General features: G+C 49.5%; 15 protein-coding genes and 1 riboswitch. Of the genes, 4 read left to right on the forward strand and 11 right to left on the reverse strand.

Annotated elements, in window-relative coordinates; all coding sequences use genetic code 11:
• Window positions 1-210: 210 nt before the first annotated feature.
• Complete coding sequence (locus PGL02S_RS01590; RefSeq protein ID WP_036637228.1) at window positions 211-2,076, reverse strand: beta-L-arabinofuranosidase domain-containing protein; 1,866 nt, start codon at window positions 2,074-2,076, stop codon at window positions 211-213.
• 194 nt (window positions 2,077-2,270) lie between these two features.
• Between PGL02S_RS01590 and PGL02S_RS01595 the strand changes: the two genes are divergently transcribed.
• The gene (locus PGL02S_RS01595) at window positions 2,271-3,137 is read left to right on the forward strand and encodes a helix-turn-helix transcriptional regulator (protein ID WP_036637225.1); all 867 of its coding nucleotides are present in this window, start codon (window positions 2,271-2,273) and stop codon (window positions 3,135-3,137) included.
• A gap of 23 nt (window positions 3,138-3,160) precedes the next feature.
• Here the strand turns inward: PGL02S_RS01595 and PGL02S_RS01600 are convergent, their stop codons facing one another.
• From PGL02S_RS01600 to PGL02S_RS01610, 3 genes are all read right to left on the reverse strand, one after another.
• Complete coding sequence (locus PGL02S_RS01600; protein ID WP_036637223.1) at window positions 3,161-3,955, reverse strand: SDR family NAD(P)-dependent oxidoreductase; 795 nt, start codon at window positions 3,953-3,955, stop codon at window positions 3,161-3,163.
• Window positions 3,956-4,075: 120 nt separating this feature from the next.
• The gene (locus tag PGL02S_RS01605; protein ID WP_036637221.1) at window positions 4,076-4,921 is read right to left on the reverse strand and encodes an aldo/keto reductase; all 846 of its coding nucleotides are present in this window, start codon (window positions 4,919-4,921) and stop codon (window positions 4,076-4,078) included.
• 67 nt (window positions 4,922-4,988) lie between these two features.
• Window positions 4,989-6,194: an MFS transporter gene (locus tag PGL02S_RS01610; RefSeq protein ID WP_036637219.1), complete on the reverse strand. Its 1,206-nt coding sequence runs from the start codon at window positions 6,192-6,194 to the stop codon at window positions 4,989-4,991.
• A gap of 190 nt (window positions 6,195-6,384) precedes the next feature.
• Between PGL02S_RS01610 and PGL02S_RS01615 the strand changes: the two genes are divergently transcribed.
• Window positions 6,385-6,783, forward strand: a complete 399-nt coding sequence (locus PGL02S_RS01615; RefSeq protein ID WP_006210917.1) for a winged helix-turn-helix transcriptional regulator — start codon at window positions 6,385-6,387, stop codon at window positions 6,781-6,783.
• Window positions 6,784-7,055: 272 nt separating this feature from the next.
• Here the strand turns inward: PGL02S_RS01615 and PGL02S_RS01620 are convergent, their stop codons facing one another.
• From PGL02S_RS01620 to PGL02S_RS01635, 4 genes are all read right to left on the reverse strand, one after another.
• On the reverse strand, window positions 7,056-8,054 hold the full coding sequence (locus PGL02S_RS01620) for an ABC transporter substrate-binding protein (protein ID WP_036637217.1): 999 nt from the start codon (window positions 8,052-8,054) through the stop codon (window positions 7,056-7,058).
• Between the two features lie 34 nt (window positions 8,055-8,088).
• Window positions 8,089-9,804: an ABC transporter ATP-binding protein gene (locus tag PGL02S_RS01625; protein WP_036637215.1), complete on the reverse strand. Its 1,716-nt coding sequence runs from the start codon at window positions 9,802-9,804 to the stop codon at window positions 8,089-8,091.
• Between the two features lie 88 nt (window positions 9,805-9,892).
• Window positions 9,893-10,927: a FecCD family ABC transporter permease gene (locus tag PGL02S_RS01630; RefSeq protein WP_036637212.1), complete on the reverse strand. Its 1,035-nt coding sequence runs from the start codon at window positions 10,925-10,927 to the stop codon at window positions 9,893-9,895.
• Window positions 10,928-11,983, reverse strand: a complete 1,056-nt coding sequence (locus PGL02S_RS01635; RefSeq protein WP_036637210.1) for a FecCD family ABC transporter permease — start codon at window positions 11,981-11,983, stop codon at window positions 10,928-10,930.
• Window positions 11,984-12,404: 421 nt separating this feature from the next.
• Here PGL02S_RS01635 and PGL02S_RS28015 point away from each other — a divergent pair, with 421 nt between their 5' ends.
• Window positions 12,405-12,560 carry a hypothetical protein gene (locus PGL02S_RS28015; protein ID WP_164762851.1) on the forward strand — a complete coding sequence of 52 codons (156 nt, stop codon included), beginning with the start codon at window positions 12,405-12,407 and terminating at the stop codon, window positions 12,558-12,560.
• A gap of 51 nt (window positions 12,561-12,611) precedes the next feature.
• Here the strand turns inward: PGL02S_RS28015 and PGL02S_RS01640 are convergent, their stop codons facing one another.
• The 3 genes from PGL02S_RS01640 to PGL02S_RS01650 form a co-directional block, all read right to left on the reverse strand.
• On the reverse strand, window positions 12,612-13,406 hold the full coding sequence (locus tag PGL02S_RS01640; RefSeq protein ID WP_036637424.1) for a carbohydrate ABC transporter permease: 795 nt from the start codon (window positions 13,404-13,406) through the stop codon (window positions 12,612-12,614).
• Window positions 13,407-13,530: 124 nt separating this feature from the next.
• Window positions 13,531-14,421, reverse strand: coding sequence for a carbohydrate ABC transporter permease (locus tag PGL02S_RS01645; protein ID WP_006210923.1), 891 nt, complete (start codon window positions 14,419-14,421; stop codon window positions 13,531-13,533).
• A gap of 140 nt (window positions 14,422-14,561) precedes the next feature.
• A complete protein-coding gene (locus PGL02S_RS01650) occupies window positions 14,562-15,920 on the reverse strand; it encodes an ABC transporter substrate-binding protein (protein ID WP_036637208.1) in 1,359 nt (452 codons plus the stop codon).
• 157 nt (window positions 15,921-16,077) lie between these two features.
• Window positions 16,078-16,140, forward strand: a riboswitch (Fluoride riboswitch).
• A 71-nt stretch (window positions 16,141-16,211) separates the two neighbouring features.
• Here PGL02S_RS01650 and PGL02S_RS01655 point away from each other — a divergent pair.
• Complete coding sequence (locus tag PGL02S_RS01655; protein WP_036637207.1) at window positions 16,212-17,543, forward strand: voltage-gated chloride channel family protein; 1,332 nt, start codon at window positions 16,212-16,214, stop codon at window positions 17,541-17,543.
• The last annotated feature ends 19 nt before the right edge of the window (window positions 17,544-17,562 follow it).

Consider the following 17,562-nt stretch of genomic DNA (forward strand, 5'->3'; position numbering starts at 1 on the left):
AATACTAGAACGCAAAAAGAAGCTTTCACTCCTCACCGTTTAGATTTCCATCTAAAACAAGAGAAATATGAAAGCTCCTAAACATGCCAGTAACGTTGAACAGCTTGGTATGCAGTTCTAAGAAACAAACGAAAATTCCGTCTGGCTACGATACTCCTGCCCTGCTCAGCTTGCGTTAGCTTTTCAGTCCCCGTCATCCTTACCTTAAGATCATTTCTTTCGCTTCCCGATCAGAGGAAATTCGCCAATTCGAAGCCTCGCGCTTCCATACGGAACTAACTCTAATTCCGTAATGGGCTGTCCATCCGTATTCGGATGCAGCGGTGGAGTTCCTGCGTTGTTGCCTTCCATTTTCCAATCCCGGATTAACTGTCCCTGCGCCTTCACCCTGACCGGTGACTCTGAAGCCAAGAACGGCTGCCGAGCCATATCCTGCTCCAGCACCTCGAATGACGTATCGGCAATCAAACCATATTTCCATGGCGATGCAGGATATACCTCCCAATCGTGAAACATATCCCGCTGCTGGATCATCTGCCAGTTCTCCTTCACAGGCAGCACATAAACCAGCGGCCCCCTTTCGATGCTTGCAGCGTACATGCTCCGCGACGAGGTTCTCACTTCCATCGGCAGGTGAATGTCCAGGCGGTCACCGCTCTGCCAGTTCTGAACGAGCCTTGCATAACCGGATGTAACCTGGAACTCCAATTCGTGCCCGTTCAGCGTAATGACGGGATGATCGCACCATGCCGGGATACGCAAGGAGAGAGGAAACGATTCCGGTCGTTCCAATGACAGCTTGATCTGGACGCGATCCTTAAACGGATATTCTCCGCTTACCTCTACAGCTGCGGCAACCCCTTGACCTACCGTTGTTCTCACGGTGCATGGCGCGTAGGACACGGCTGCAAGCCCCTCCTCCCGATCCTTCATCCAGAGATGTGAAGTCAGCTTGGGCCAGCCCTGGTGCATGTTGGCCGTGCAGCATCCGAAATTCGGCTCCAATCCGAACAGGTTGGCATCCGGACCATTGCTCCATGGCCGCGGAGCGACATTGCACACCATCTGATTGACCTGCTGGTCATACTGATGGGATGTCCAATCCGGAGAGATTGCGGCAGGCAGCGCATTAAAGGCAACCTTCTCCAGAATGTCCCCAAAGCGTCCGTCTCCGAAAATACGCGTCAACTGCTCCATAGAGAACATATACTCCACGACGGCACACAATTCCACGCCCTGACTCGGATGGGTACCGGACAACCATTCATCTCCCGAGAACATGCCGTGCGCTTGACCATGATAATTCATCAACGAGTCGATGCCTCGCAGCACGCTTTCCCGCTCTTTGACGTTGCCGTTTAATTCAAACAGCACGCCCGGCGTTTTGATTCCCATGGCTACGTTGACAACATGGGTCGTCCAATCCCACTCCTCAACCTTTCGCCAGAATGGGAAATCATGAAAGATATCGCTCCAGTCCGTCGTTTGTCCGGCAACGATATCGGCAAGCTCTAACAGGAAGGATAACGACGTGCGTTTATACAACCAGACAATGCACAGCAGCATTTCCGCGCCTCTTGTCTGAGCCCAGCCCCGAAGCGGCTGTTCCTTAATAACCGAATGGACATAAGCAAAAAATTTCGTGAGAAACGGGATGATTCGTTCATCCCCTGTTGCTTCTTCATGCTGCATCATCACTTTCAGCATGATCATGTAATGCCACCAGTCCTGCTCCTTGTCGATATCCTGATTTACCGATGTAATACGCGCCGGACCGAACATGCCATTCTCCTGCTGGCTGGCAAGCGACCACTCGACCCAGCGGTTCGATTTGGCAATTAACGACTCATCTTCAAGCAAATAAGCTAAAGGAAGCAACCCATCCACATAATACGGTCCCCGTTCCCAGCTCTCCCCCTGTCCACCCAGCCAGCCATTGTCAGCCCCAACGTCCTTCCACTGTTCCTCCAAATGTCCGGTAAGCCCGTTTGCCTGAATCTCAAGCTGATCCTTAAGCCAGCCAGCCGGCTTTATGGCTCCTAATGGGAGGTTGCTAAACGCAGTCTCATGCAGCATTCACTTCCACGCTCCTTGTTTCTGTCTTGTAGGTGTACACTCTGATAGAAATATATCATGTCATCAGACGGCGCCCTATACACAGAAGCAACCTGTTTTTATCCAATTACAACATCATGCGTCTTATTGAATTCTGATCAGAAAAGAGTATATTATGGAGAAAAAGTTTGGATGACAGGAGGTCAGACAAGCATATGCTCTTCCAATTCACGGCACTGCCGCTTCCTCACTATATTATTTGTGGAGAAGATACCTATCAGGAAGGACACCAGCATCCGAATCGGTTTAATATCGGTGTCTTTGATCTGATTCTGGTTACAAGAGGCGCTTTATATCTGGAGGAGTCTGGCGCTCCGTATCGCGTTTCCGCAGGCTGTTACCTGATTCTGAGACCGGATGCCGCGCATCGCACCTTTTTGCCATGCCAAGAGGAGACGCATTTTTATTGGCTGCATTTCCAGACGCTCGGCCAGTGGATCGAAGCAGAGGAAATAACCCCATTTGCCTTATCGCAATCGGAGCAGCCATATGTACATATCGAGAACTTCACCTTCTATATACCGAAATACGGACAGTTATCATCGGGAGAGCAGGCCGAACTGTTCATCGAACAATTGCAGCTGCTGGAGCAATCCCTTTCTTCCGCAGCGCGTTGGAAGCAGCAGCAGGTATTGCAGGAGCTTCTATTGTTGCTTCAAGCTGAAGAACAAGGAATTCAGAAGAGACAGAACCCTCATTATGTCATTGCCGAGAGAACGGCCAACTATCTCAGGAAACACTACAACGAACCCATGAGTTACGGGAGGTTATCCGATGCCATGCACTTTCACCAGAACTACCTTTCCATATGCATGAAAAAGACGTTTGGCTGCACTCCCCTGGAATTTCTTACACGGCATCGAATCGAACAAGCCAAACAAATGCTGATTCATACCAATGATCCCATTGGGCATATTGCCGAAGAATCCGGGTTCGGCTCATTTCCTTATTTTATACGATGCTTTTCCCGTTATACTGGCCTCAAACCCAAATCCTTCAGGCAAAAATACCGTTCACCATGAGCTTATCGTTCCATTGCCCTGGCCTAGAACACACTTCGGACCAAGCCCCCGTCTACACGGAGTGCTGAACCGTTGATGGCCGAGGACTTGGGGCTGCTGAGATAGGTAACAAAATCCGCAATCTCCTCGGGTCGAATCAATCGCTGAATAATGGACGTCGGCCGGTTTTCCTTCATAAATCGCAGCTCGGCTTCTTCGATGGTAAGCTTCTCATGAGGGTACAGAGTATTCAGCATCGTCTCCACACCTTCGGTCAGGGTGGATCCGGGCATGACGGTATTCACCGTTACGCGTGTGCCTGTTGTCAGCTCGGCCAAACTCCGGGAGAGGGACAGCTGCATCGTTTTGGTTGCACTGTAATGTGCCATCTCTTGCGATGGCATGACGGCAGCTTCACTGGCAATAAAGATGATTCGGCCTTCATTGCGACTCAGCATGTTTTTCAGATAATGCCGCGTTAACCGAACACCACTCATAATATTCGTCTCAAAGAACCTGAACCAATCCGCATCCGAAATATCGAAAAATTCAGCAGGCTCAAAGATCCCCAGATTGTTAACCAGAATATCAAGCACCGGAGCTGCTTCCCTAACCTGATGGCATCCTTCCTCCGTGCCAAGATCCGCAACGACAAAACGCACCTCGGCATCCGGGTGCTTCGAGTGAATATCATGGATCGTCTGTTTCACTTTATCCTCATGTCTGCCATTAATAATGACCGAAGCTCCCTCAGCTGCAAGAGCCATGGCAATAGCTTTGCCAATGCCGGACGTCGAGCCTGTTACCAATACGACTTTGCCTTGTAGATCCAGATTCATCATTTCTCTCTCCTTCCAGGTTATGTAGAAAATGGACTCTCCTTGTTTCCGAAGTGCAGCTGGAAATGAAGGAGAGCCGTAATATTTATTACACTTATATTGTTACCTCAAACGGATTTCTTAAAAGTCAAAATCGTCCGGGTCGGGACCAACTCTGAGGTCCTCATTCAAACTGTCGATACGCTGCATATCCTCATCAGACAACTCAAAATCGAAGATAGCCGCATTCTCTATAATCCGATGTTCCTTGGTTGATTTTGGAATGGTAATCACGCCGTTCTGCAGATCCCAACGCAGAATAATCTGGGCAATGGATTTATGATGCTTCGCGGCAATGCCTTGAAGATCCTCCTGATCCAGCAGCTGGCCCTGCATCAAGGGGGACCAGGCCTCGAACTGAATTCCGTTCGCTTGGCAGTACTGCTGCAGCTCCTTTTGCGTCAACCGCGGGTGATATTCCACCTGGTTCACCATCGGTTTGATTTCAGTTTCCTTCATTAACTGCTCCAGATGATGGATGTGGAAATTACTCACGCCAATGGCTTTTACCCGCCCTTGCTTGTACAGCGTTTCTAGCGCTTTCCATGCTTCTTCATATTTCCCTTCAACCGGCCAATGTATGAGATACAGGTCCAAATATTCCAGTCCCAGCTTCTGGATACTTGTTTCATAAGCCTTTAGTGTCGATTCATACCCCAGGTCAGCATTCCACACTTTAGATGTAACAAACAGATCTTCTCGCTGGATTCCCGCGGCTTCCAGACCCTCACGTATTCCCTGTCCGACACCTTCTTCATTTTCGTATATGGCTGCCGTATCCACGCTACGATAGCCGTGCTGGATTGCCGTGCGAACCGCATTTACCAATTCCGGTCCTTCTTCTACTTTAAATACGCCAAGTCCAAACCATGGCATATTAACGCCATTAGATAAAGTGGTTGTATCCTGTAAGTTTTTTGCTGTCATGTTGGTAAAACCTCCGATTATTTGTGAGAATGTTAGAAAGCTTCCCTTCTTGCTTACAATTAATTGATCAAGCTGCTTGGTCTCGATGCCCTTGCTGATCCTTCCGTTCCAGCTTCAAACTCCAACCGGTGAGCACAACAGCGCCCAGCACCATCAATGCGCCGATCCAGGCTGTATGAATCATGCCAAGTGAATCCGTAATCAAGCCGCCCATAAAAGCCCCGATTGCAATACCAGCATTGAAGGCGGCAATATTCATCGCGGAAGCCATATCGACAGCCCGGGGAGCAAACCGCTCAGCCAACATCACGACATAAACCTGAAGCCCTGGCACATTCATAAATGCAAGAAAGCCCATGAGAATGATTGTGATTAAACCGGCGACTTTGAACGGTGCAGTAAACAGCAGAATGAACAGCACCACCGCTTGAGCGATAAACATATAGAGCAGGGCTTTAAGCGGGTTTCGGTTTGCTGCCTTCCCGCCGATAACATTACCAATTGCAATGGCAATTCCGTATACAAGCAGGATGACCGCCACCGTGCTTTCCTTGAACCCTGTTACATCCTGAAGTAATGGAGACAAATAAGTGAAGACAACGAAAGTACCTCCATAACCCAATGCAGTGATCAAGAGCATAAGAAGCAGTCTGCCGTTTGTCAACAATTTAGCCTGATCACGGAATGTAGTGCGCTCTCCCTTGGGCAAATCCGCAGGGACTAGAATGCTGTTGGCAATGAAGGCGATAACACCAACTACAATAATTGCCACAAAAGCAAGCCTCCAGCCCAACTGCTGGCCGATAAATGTTCCAAGCGGAACACCCGTAACCGTAGCTACCGTAAGCCCCGTAAACATAATGGAGATGGCGGATGCTCTGCGATTCTCAGGTACGACGCTTGCTGCAATGATCGAGCCGATGGACATAAATACGCCATGCGAAAAGGCCGAAAGCACGCGGGCGGCAAGTAGAATGCCAATCGAAGTTGCACTGGCAGCCACGCTGTTACCGATGATAAAAATAATCATAATCCAGAGCAGCAGCGCTTTTCTGGGCATCCTGGATGTAAGTGACGTAAGAATCGGTGCGCCGAAGGTAACGCCCAGCGCGTACATCGAAACGGTTAAACCGGCGGTTGTCACCGAAATATTCATATCCTCTGCAATAAGAGGAAGCAGTCCCACGCTTATAAACTCTGTAGTGCCGATAGCAAAAGCACTGACCGCAAGGGCTAACAGTGCAAACAAACTTCTCTTTTTGTTAACGATCATGATGTTAATAGTTCCCCCTATCAAGTGTATAACTTGTATTTTGTGAAAATATTCTGTATGGTGTAATCCAGCTGGCAAATGCTATTATGATTGATATCATCTTTTGTGTGAAGAACGTACTTTTTAGTAAGGTAGGTACCACAGAGTACCCTAGGTACTTATTGGTGCCTATAAATTAAGGAGGATGTATATGCAAGCAAAGAAATACAACATAGCAGTAGAGGCAACCTTGGAGGTTATCGGAGGTAAGTGGAAATGCGTGATCCTCTGTCATCTGACCCACGGCCGCAAACGAACGAACGAATTGAAGCGGCTCATGCCTCATATCACGCAGAAAATGCTCACTCAGCAGCTGCGGGAGCTTGAAGATGACGGCGTGATCAATCGGATTATCCATAATCAGGTACCACCGAAAGTGGAATATGAGCTGAGTGAGTACGGTATGAGTCTGTGCGGAATTCTGGACATGCTCTGTGCATGGGGGGAAAGGCATATTACGAAAGTATACGGAGACAAGTTCAGTGTGCTTGAGGATAGCATACTGAACGACAAACTGAAGACAGGCGATGCACCATTAGATGTACTTTAGACTTAAATCAAGCGGACCTGCTCCCTTCTGTAGTCCAGGATTAGGATTCAGATGATGTTATGGACGCGATCCAATGCCAAAAGGGCGAAGTCAGATATCACTGACTTTGCCCTTTTTTAAGTTACTCTATATGTTCACCGCGGTCAAAGACGGTCTATCTTGTCCATTCACCAAATGTTGAATTCGTCCGCACTACTGCCATTAAATCTCCAGATGTACCCATCCCAAATTTCATCTCATTTCTCACGCGAATCATTCATACGCCACGTTTTTTATTTCGCGTTTTCCTTCTCTTTTTTGGCAACGATCATATCCGTCACTTCTTGTGCTTGAGCCAGGACAGCTATGGGGTCATACGGCCAGAATCGTTTGGCGTCCAAATAGAACACGCGATCTTGCTTGACAGCCTCAAGGGAGCTCCATACCTTGTCATCCTTGTCTAAGGTACCACCTTTCGACTCATCCAGGAATATGTAATCGCCAGCATAATCTTTAAGGACTTCCATAGAAACCTCCTTAAAGGTTTCCCCTGTGTCGATTAATTCCGTTTTAATGCGTTCGGGCGGGGTTAGTTTCAGCTCCTTGTAAATCGCCAAACCTCCACGATAGATGCCGTCTCCATACAGATAAAACCCTTTTCCGAAGGCACCGAAAATCGATACCGTTTCTCCCTCTGCCATAACACCGTTCATGCGGATCCGAAGCTCTCCGATCTTCTCATCAAAGCTGGCGAGCCATTTCGTTGCTTCTTCTTCCTTGCCCAGCATGGCCCCAAAGCCCTCGACTTCCTCATGTACGCTTCGGTAGGTCTCATATGGAATAATAACCGTTGGCGCAATTTTGGATAACTGCTCGTATATTTCGGGTTCCGAGTTAGCGCTTATGATTAAATCCGGGCTTAATTCCAGAATCTTCTCCGTCGCGCTCTCTCCTGTGCTCTCAATTCCTTCAATCAAGTCTTGAATATGCACGTTGCCGAGATCTCTTTCGGTCGCACCTACCGGCTTCTCACCAAGCAGCAGTAACGTAGGCAAGTAAGCATCGACCACAATTCGCTTAGGTTCAGCCGGGATCTCTATTTCTCCATGAATCGTCTCTATTACTCTAGTTGCTGGTGCTGAAGCTTCGCTCTTCTGATTTTCCGCGCCGACCGCAGTTTCCCCGGCAAATCCGGCACTGCTCGTGGTATTCTCTGTCCCGCTACAAGCTGTAATCCATAAAGAACATAGTACGAACATATATAAAAGCACTCGGAATTTCGTCTTGTACATAATATGAATCCTCCAGAATGGTTAATGAGTTCTATTAAGCGCCAAACTGTGCACGATGCAATCGGCTGTATAGGCCACGGGCCTCGAGCAGTTCCTCATGCATGCCTTGTTCTGCAATCCCCTGATCTGCCACTACTACAATCCGGTCTGCATTCTTGATGGTTGCCAGCCTGTGAGCGATCACCAGCGTTGTGCGGCCCTCGGAGAGCTCGGCCAGTGATTGCTGAATCGCAGCTTCGGTCTCCGCATCCAGGGCGGACGTTGCTTCATCCAGGATCAGAATCGGCGGGTTCTTCAAGAACATCCGCGCAATCGACAGACGCTGCTTCTGTCCACCGGACAGTTTAACGCCTCTCTCGCCTATCAACGTATCAAGCCCCTCCGGAAGCGACGCGACCAAATCCTCAAGCTGAGCACGACGGACGGCTTGCATGATTTCGCTATCTGCAGCGCCCAGTTTGCCATAGGCAATATTTTCACGGATGCTGCCATCGAACAGGAACACATCCTGCTGCACAATGCCGATATGGGAACGAAGGGATTGCAGCGTCATTTTTCGTATATCCATCCCGTCAATCGTAATCCGGCCCGCCTCTGTATCATAGAAGCGAGGCAGCAAGGAACACAGCGTCGTTTTGCCTGCTCCAGACGGACCCACAAGGGCAACCGTTTCTCCTGCTCGAATGGACAGATTCACATCCTGAAGCACTTTATCCTTGTTCTCATACCCGAATGAAACCTCGTGGAATGCAATATCTCCCCGCAGATGCTGGACCGGCTTCGCATCCGGCGAATCCGCAACATCCGGCTCGGTCGCAAGCAGCTCCAAATATCGCTTGAAGCCGGCAATTCCTTTTGGATACATCTCAATGACCGCATTGATCTGTTTGATCGGACCTAAGAATACGTTGGACAGCATCACAAACGCAATAAATTCTCCGTTGGTCATCCGTCCTTGGATCACGAACCAGGTACCGCACACCAGAACGAACAAGGAAATGAATTTCATCAGGATAAAACTGATCGAAGAGTTCCAAGCCATAATGCGATAGGCAATCAGCTTGGTCACACGGAAGCGGTTGTTGTTTTCAGCGAAACGTGCGATTTCATGATTCTCATTCGAGAAAGCTTGAACCACGCGAATGCCACTGACATTGTTCTCCACCCGCGCATTATAATCGGCGATATCTGAGAACATCCGCTTGAACGCCGCCGACATTTTGCTGCTGAAATACAGGGATAAATAAATCATCAATGGCACAATGACAAACGTCATCACCGCCAGCTGCCAGTTAATACTGAGCATGATGCCCAGCGCTCCGGCAAGCGTCATAACGGCAATAAACAGGTCCTCTGGACCGTGGTGAGCGATTTCCCCGATATCCATCAGGTCATTGGTCATTCGCGAAACCAGATGCCCTGTTTTGTTGTTGTCAAAAAAACGAAAAGATTGCTTCTGAACGCGGTCAAACAGCTTCTTGCGCATGTCCGTCTCAATGTTGATCCCCAGCTTATGCCCCCAATAGGTAACTACATAATGCAAGAAAGAGCTGATGACATAAATGCCCAGAAGACCCAGGCAAGCATATAGAATCCACTTCCAATTACCGCTCGGGAGCAAATCGTCGATGACCCGGTTCACGGCAAGAGGGAATATCAATTCCAACAATGCTGCAAAAATGGCACAGCAAAAATCAAGGATAAACAGGCCCTTGTAGGGCTTGTAATAAGAAAAAAATTGGCGCAGCATAAGGACCTCCTTAATCCATATTTCCGTTCATTGGGAGCAAGTCCATTTTTTAGCAAAACTCACTTGGTCCTGCAGCACACCTCGGTTTTTAGCCTTTCGACCTGGACAACAGGTACAGGAAATAGGGAGCTCCGATCACCGCAACAACGATCCCCGTCGGAATCTCTGACGGTTGAATGATCCAGCGGCCCAGGGTATCCGCCGTTATGACGAGCAATGCCCCCACCAATGCCGTTATCGGCAGCAGCATCTGATGTTTTGCACCCACCAGTTTCCTTGCTAAATGGGGTGCTATGAGTCCGACAAATCCGATCCCTCCACTTACAGCGACACAAGAGGCCGCCAAACCAACTGCCGCAGCCAGCAGCTTCAGCTGCTCCCTGGTTACGGAAGCACCGAGTCCGGTCGCCATCGACTCCCCGAGATTAAGAACATTCATCACCTGTGCTTTGTACATGACATAAGGCAAAAGCACAACAATCCATGGAAGCAGGGCAAACACAAACTTCCAGCTTGACCCCCAGATGCTTCCGGCAAGCCAAGTTGCAACAAATTGATATTTTTCCGGACTTAGCTTGAGGGTCAACACGATCATCGCCGCACTGATCCCTGCCGCCACAGCAATTCCCGTCAACAGAAGTCCGGTTGGCTTGAAACCCTCATTCTTTTTGTAAGCCAGCACGCAGATTATAGCAGCGGTCAAGCCAGCACCTATCAGCGCCAGAACCGGCAGCAGATATACCGGGGCCGATGTCGTGCTTGGGAAGAATGAAATGAACAGCATCACCATCAAGCCGGCACCCGCATTGATGCCTAAGATCCCGGGATCAGCCAGCTCATTTCGGGATATTCCCTGCATAATGCAACCAGAAATCGCTAACCCTGCACCAATGAGCAGAGAAATCACAATGCGCGGCAAGCGGAATTCAAATAGAACCAGATTCTGCTTGTCCGTCCCGCTGCCAAACAATGTTTTTATTACCTCAAGGGGGGATAGACGGATAACTCCCGTGTTCATACTGATGAGAAAAACGAGAACGATGAGTATCCCAAGTACAGACAGGACCACCATCTTTCGCTTCCTGTCTTTTCGCTCGTGGATGTCATTTGTTATTGCCTCCATTTACAGTCCCCTCCTTTCTTTACGCGCCAGGTAGAGGAAGAAAGGTACCCCGATCAGCGCAACAACCGCGCCCACAGGTGTCTCATAAGGAGGATTCACCATTCTTGCTGCAAGGTCCGCAAGGACAACAAGCAAACTTCCCAGTACTGCCGAGCAAGGGATGATCAGACGATAATCCACACCTACCAGCTTGCGGGTTACGTGTGGAATAATAAGACCGACAAACCCTACCGCACCAACGACCGAGACCGCAGCCCCTGCCAGCACAAGGACAATGACCGCCCCCGCTAATTTCACCAGACCCGTTCGTTGTCCGAGTCCTTTCGCAATGTCATCTCCAAGACTGAGCATTGTAATGGAACGCGACAAGGCAATCGCGCCCAGAATAGCAGCTCCGATCCACGGCAGCATAATCTTCAGGTGAATCCACTTAATTCCCGCCGCACCGCCGGCATACCAGAAGGCCATATCCTGTCCGACCTGAAAATATAATGCTATGCCTTCACTGAGCGCACTTAACAAAGCGCTTAGCGCAGCACCTGCCAGTACGAGGCGAACCGGTGTCAACCCCCCCTTTGCCATGGAGCTAACCCCATACACAAGTACTGCCCCGAGCCCAGCGCCAAGGAACGAGAACAGAATCAGATACATGTACGGTAAACCCGGGAAAAATGAAAAGCAGATGGCGATGACAAAGCCCGCTCCCGCATTTAATCCGAGCAAACCCGAGTCGGCGAGCGGATTCCGGGTCATCCCCTGCATGATCGCGCCAGATACCGCGAAACAGGCACCAACCATCGCCCCGCCGAGCACCCTCGGCAGACGCAGCTCCTGTATAATCTGATGCTCAGTCACAGACGGATTAAAGAAGAACACTGCTTCCCATACGCTCCTCAAATCAATCTCGGCTGCGCCCAGCGATATGGATACGGCGATCCCAAGAACAAGTGCTGCCACACCACCAATAAGAATAAAGGTTGCTGCCCATGGCCGCCTTTGGAGGTTGACGCTGGTCTTGGAATCTGTAAGACTTGTATTCGAAGTGTTTGCTGACATCGTTTACCCCTCAATATTTTGATATTGATTATCATTATCATCTGTAACTATAAAATAGAGCCTGTTCTTTCGTCCATGGACATCTTGAATTTCTCACCTGAAAAAAGTCCATGCCCAAGTCAAGCATTTTCTTCCAAAAAAAGCCCGCTTTCCGGATCATCGGAAAGCGGGCTTTTAAATGAGTTTCAGCGCGATTTGCGCCGAGTTATGCAAATTTACATCCAATCTTGTAAGTACTCCAGCGGAATCGTTCTGGAGAAGCGCAGCGGTCGCCTTTGCCGTCGGATTTCACCCCTATCCAATCCATTCATAGAAATCCGAGGACAACAGCGATCGGAAGAACGATCCGCATGCGCAGCGATGTCACCTCTTCCCCACCATCATGCAGGGTACATGTTATCGCATGCGAGATTAACATCCCATGACCTCCAGTGGAGAAGGCGGAATCGTTCTGGAGAAGCGCAGCGGTCGCCTTTGCCGTCGGATTTCACCCCTATTCATATCCATTCATAGAAATCCGGGGACAACAGCGATCGGAAGAACGATCCGCATGCGCAGCGACGCCTTTATTCAATAACTCCCTTGCTGCTTAAAAGCATACGCTCAAAACATGAACCCTGATTGTTCCTCACTTTATTCCCGCATGCATAAAACTATTGATGAATCGCTGCTGGAAAATCATGAACAAAACAAGCAGCGGAGCAATAACCAGCAAGGTCGCCGCGCTGACATCAGCCCATTGGGCCCCCGTCTCGAAGGATTGAGCGAAGATGGCAAGACCAACCGTGAGCGGACGGTTCTCCACTGAGTTCGTAATGATCAGCGGCCACAAGAAATTGTTCCATTGATGACTGATGGATACAACGGCAAACGAGACGTAAACCGGAATCGACAAGGGTACATAAATGCGCGCTAGCAGACCAATCTTGGAGCAGCCCTCCATCACTGCCGCCTCTTCCAGTTCAGCTGGAAGCTGCTTAAACATTTGACGAAGCAGAAAGACGCCAAATGCCGAGACAAAGAAAGGAGCCATGATACCAAGCTTGGTGTCGAGCAAATTCAATTCCTTGATCACATGATAATTGGGGAAAATCAATACATCGGCTGGAATCATAAGCTGGACAAGAAACAGGACAAAGATGATGTCCCTGCCCCAGAAATTCAACCGGGCAAAAGCAAACGAAGCCAAGGTGACCGTCACGAGCTGTACAGCCAGCACACCTCCAGCAATCAACAGCGTATTGAGATAATATTGGGCAAACGGCGCGGCCTGCCACACATGAGCAAAATTCTCCAGCGTAAAATTCCAGCTCCAGCCGTTTAAGGTTTCGCTTTTGGGCATAAAGGCTGCCCAAACCATCCATAACAATGGAATGACCCACAGCGCGGCCAGCAGATACATAACGCCATAACCGATCAGCATCGCTGGACTTTCCCTGCGCAGCCTTCGGGCGAAACGGAACCCTTGTCGAGACGAAACGGAGGACTCAGCCGCTCCCACGGTGATAGGCAAACTTTGATCTTTCATCGATGTTCCTCCATTTCTTTTAACGATAATGAATCCGCTTATCCAAGCCAAAGAACTGTGCGCAGGAGAGGATCAGCAGAATGCCTATCATAACGACGGTCAGCGCGCCGGCCATCCCTTGATCGTAGAAAGAAAATGCCGTCTCGAAAATATAAAACAACAGCAGGCTGCTAGAGTTGTCGGGCCCGCCCTTGGTCATTATCCACAGATGATCTACCAGCTTGAAGGAATTCGTCAGCGCTATGATCATCACGAACAGTGTCGTGGGCATCAGGAGCGGAAAGGTAATCCGCCGGAAAACAACAAAGCGACTGACACCGTCAACATTCGCCGATTCATACAGATCCTTCGGAATGTTTTGCAGGCCGGCCAGATAAAAGATCATGAAGTACCCTGCTTCCTTCCAAATCATCATGAAGGCCAGCGCACCCATCACCGTATCCGGATTTCCGAGTAAATTCATGCCCTCGGCATTGAACCAGACCGTAATCCGGCTTAGCAGCCCATATTGCGGTGTGTAAATAAACAACCATACGTTCGCCGCCGCTATCATCGGTATCAGGTTCGGGTAGAAAAAAGATACCCGCACCCACGACTTGGCGTGGATAGCCTTATCCGCAAATATAGCCATGACCATCCCAAGCAGTATGGAGGCAGGCACCGTTGCCAAGGCAAACCACAGGTTGTTGCCAATCACCTGCCGGAATACGGAATCGTCCAGCATGCGGGAATAATTATCCCATCCGGTAAACGTCGGAATCGGTGTGGCCAGATCCGATTGATAGAAGCTGATCTTCCCCGTCTTCCACATGGGATAAAGCGTAAAAAGCGCGAGAAACACCAGAGACGGCAAGAGCAGCAGCCAAGCAAAGCCATTCTCCTTTAAAGTAGAACGTACAGATGAAGACATCCTAATCTCTCCCTACTTATCGTTAAGGCTATTAGTCAGCGATCACTTTAACTTTCGCTTCACTTATCACCCGCGTAACATGTGAAAAGCAGACCGCCCGATAAGCGACCTGCCCCTTTCATATGGAATGAACATGAAGGTTACTTATTGAATGGCTCCAATGCTTTATTTGCTTCTTCCTGCGCTTTTTTCAGTGCACCTGCCGGATCGATCGTACCCGTTAACGCAGCCTGAACCTGATCAGACAGAGCCTTGGACACGCGTCCATTGTTATGTGTGGACAATTCGGCATGCGCATGCTCAAGCTGATCCCGGGCAACAACAGCGAGTGGGAAATCCTGCGTATACTGCTTCATTACATCGGTTTCATAGGCAGACTTTCTTACCGCTACATACCCTGTATCAATGCTCCACTGCGCAGCGCGCTCGGGCTCTGTCATGAACTTGATGAATTTCCATGCGGCTTCCTGTTTCTTCGGTTCAATATCTTTGAATACATAGAAATTGCCGCCGCCTGTCGGGCTTCCGTACTGCTTGTTCATCGGCAGGAAAGCTACTCCGAAATCAAATGCAGCGGAATTCTTGATATTGGTCAGGTTTCCGGTCGTATGTATGATCATCGCTGTCTTCTCGGCCAAAAAGTCCGAGGGTACCGTTGCCCAATCCAGTATGCCTTCCGGCATGACTTTGTGTTTTTTCGTCAGGTCTACCCAGTACTGTAAGGCTTCCACATTCTCAGGCGTATCGAAGAATACCTTCTTGCCATCCGGTGACATCAAATTTCCGCCGTCCGGACTGTTCTGCAGAGACAACAGCTGGAACATCCAATAAGCAAAACCGCTGCCCGGAATCTCGATCCCGGATTGACCGTTCTGGTTCAACTGCTTCGCGGCAGTAACCAGCTCATCCCAGTTCGCAGGAGGCTTCTCCGGATCCAGCCCCGCCTTCTTAAAGGCATCCTTGTTATAGTACAGCACAATGGTGCTGCGCTGGAACGGAATGCTGTAGGTTTTGCCTTCGCTCTGCGCATTGGACATGAAGGCAGGATAGAAATCTTCAATATAAGACGGATCTTCTTTGGCAATAAAATCATCCAGCGGAATAACGGCATTGCTGTCAATCATGCTGTATAGCTCCGTTGTCAGCAGAACGGCCACATCCGGCGGCTGTTTAGCCTGCACACCAGCCTGCACTTTGGTGGTGGTATCCGCGTAACTCCCGGTATAAATCGGCTTCACCTTGATATCCGGGTTCTCTTTTGTGAACTCCTCCGTCATTTTCTCAATAACGGACGTTAACGGACCGCCCACAGCAATCGGGTAATAAAATGAAAGCTCCGTCTGCTCACCCTCGGAAGCCACCTGTTCGGTGTTAGCCCCCGACTCCAGTTTCGGCTGCTGTGTATCCCCTTGTCCTGTCTTTGACCCCGATGTTCCGCAACCAGCCACGAACAGTACGCACATGCATAGTACCAACATTAATTTCGCTCTGAATTTCATTCCCCTTCATCCTCCATCTATGGGCTTGTCTGTCACCTTCTACAAATTACCATAGGAAAATACAGGGAATTACACGATCTATGTAAATCGATTGTTAAATTTATTGCAGGGAATGTGCTATTGACGGCAAACCTGTATTCCATTACAATAAATGCTAATTAAATGAGGCGATGGAGTTCGCCATAACCGCTTGCAAAAAGCTAATGACTCCTACCAGTGGTCGCTTCCCTGGTAGGAGTCTGTTTGTTATTGAGGGGTTAGCGGCGAATAATAAGAAACGGGTGAGCGGGAATGACTAAGAAATGGATCGAATTAAATCAAAAGTGGCCCTTAGCATCGCTGTTCGGGTACGTAATCAAATGGATCGTACTGGGTAGTATTGTGGGATTCATGACGGGCAGCGCTTCTGCCTTCTTCCTCTACAGTCTGGATTATGTAACCCAGCTGCGTATGGAAATTCCTTGGCTGTTATACTTCCTTCCTCTGGGGGGCGCAGCCGTCAGTTTCCTCTATTATAAGTTTGGCAAAAGTTGCTCCAAGGGAAATAATCTCATCATTGAACAAATTCATGGTAGTGGCGGTACGGAATCCGTTCCGTTGCGAATGGCGCCACTGGTCTTGGTCGGGACACTGATCACACACCTGTTTGGAGGATCTGCGGGACGGGAAGGGACAGCCGTGCAGATGGGGGGGAGTTTGTCCGATTGGTTGGGGAAGCTGCTTCACGTGAATCGGTTGGATCGAAAAATACTGCTTATCTGCGGGATAAGCGGCGGTTTTGGATCGATTTTCGGCACGCCGCTGGCGGGGACGCTGTTCGGACTTGAAGTCCTTGCGATCGGACTCATCTCGCATCAGGCGCTATGGCCTGCATTCGCGGCCAGCTTGATCGGGAATATAACCGCCACATCCCTATGGGGGGTGAGCCACCTGCACTATCCGATCGGCCAGATTCCCGTTCTGAGCTTCGTGGTGGTCCTTAAAGTCATCGTGGTGTCCATACTCTTTGGACTGACAAGCCGGTTCTTCAGTGAACTTACCCATGCGCTGAAGCGGTGGTACAGTTATGGGTTCAACAATCCGATGGTCAGAAGCGCAGTCGGCGGCGTGATCATCATTGGGCTGGTCTTTTTACTCGGAACACGGGATTACTTGGGGCTGGGCATCCCGCTCATCGAGAAATCATTCGCCGGCGAAGTTTCACCGTTCGCTTTTCTCGGGAAACTGATTTTTACCTCGCTGACGTTAGGCGCAGGCTTTCAAGGCGGCGAAGTCACTCCGCTGTTTGCCATCGGGGCAACGCTGGGCAACGCGTTATCGGGATGGTTCGGATTGCATGCCCCTTTTCTCGCCGCGTTAGGTTTTATCGCTGTTTTCTGCGGTGCCACAAACACTCCGCTTGCATGCTTCATTATGGGAATCGAACTGTTCGGTGGCGAGGGCGCGGTGTATATGTTTATGGCCTGCGTCATCAGCTATCTGTTCTCGGGTCACTCCGGCATATACACATCGCAGCAGATCGGCACATCCAAGCACCCGCTGCTCTCATTTCCACAGGGAACAACGCTTGCGGAGACCAAAACTTTATACAAACAGAAGAACAGACGAAAAGACGTCCGATGATTAGTCGGACGTCTTATAA

The organism is Paenibacillus glucanolyticus NBRC 15330 (assembly GCF_004000885.1).
Lineage (GTDB): Bacteria > Bacillota > Bacilli > Paenibacillales > Paenibacillaceae > Paenibacillus_AQ > Paenibacillus_AQ glucanolyticus.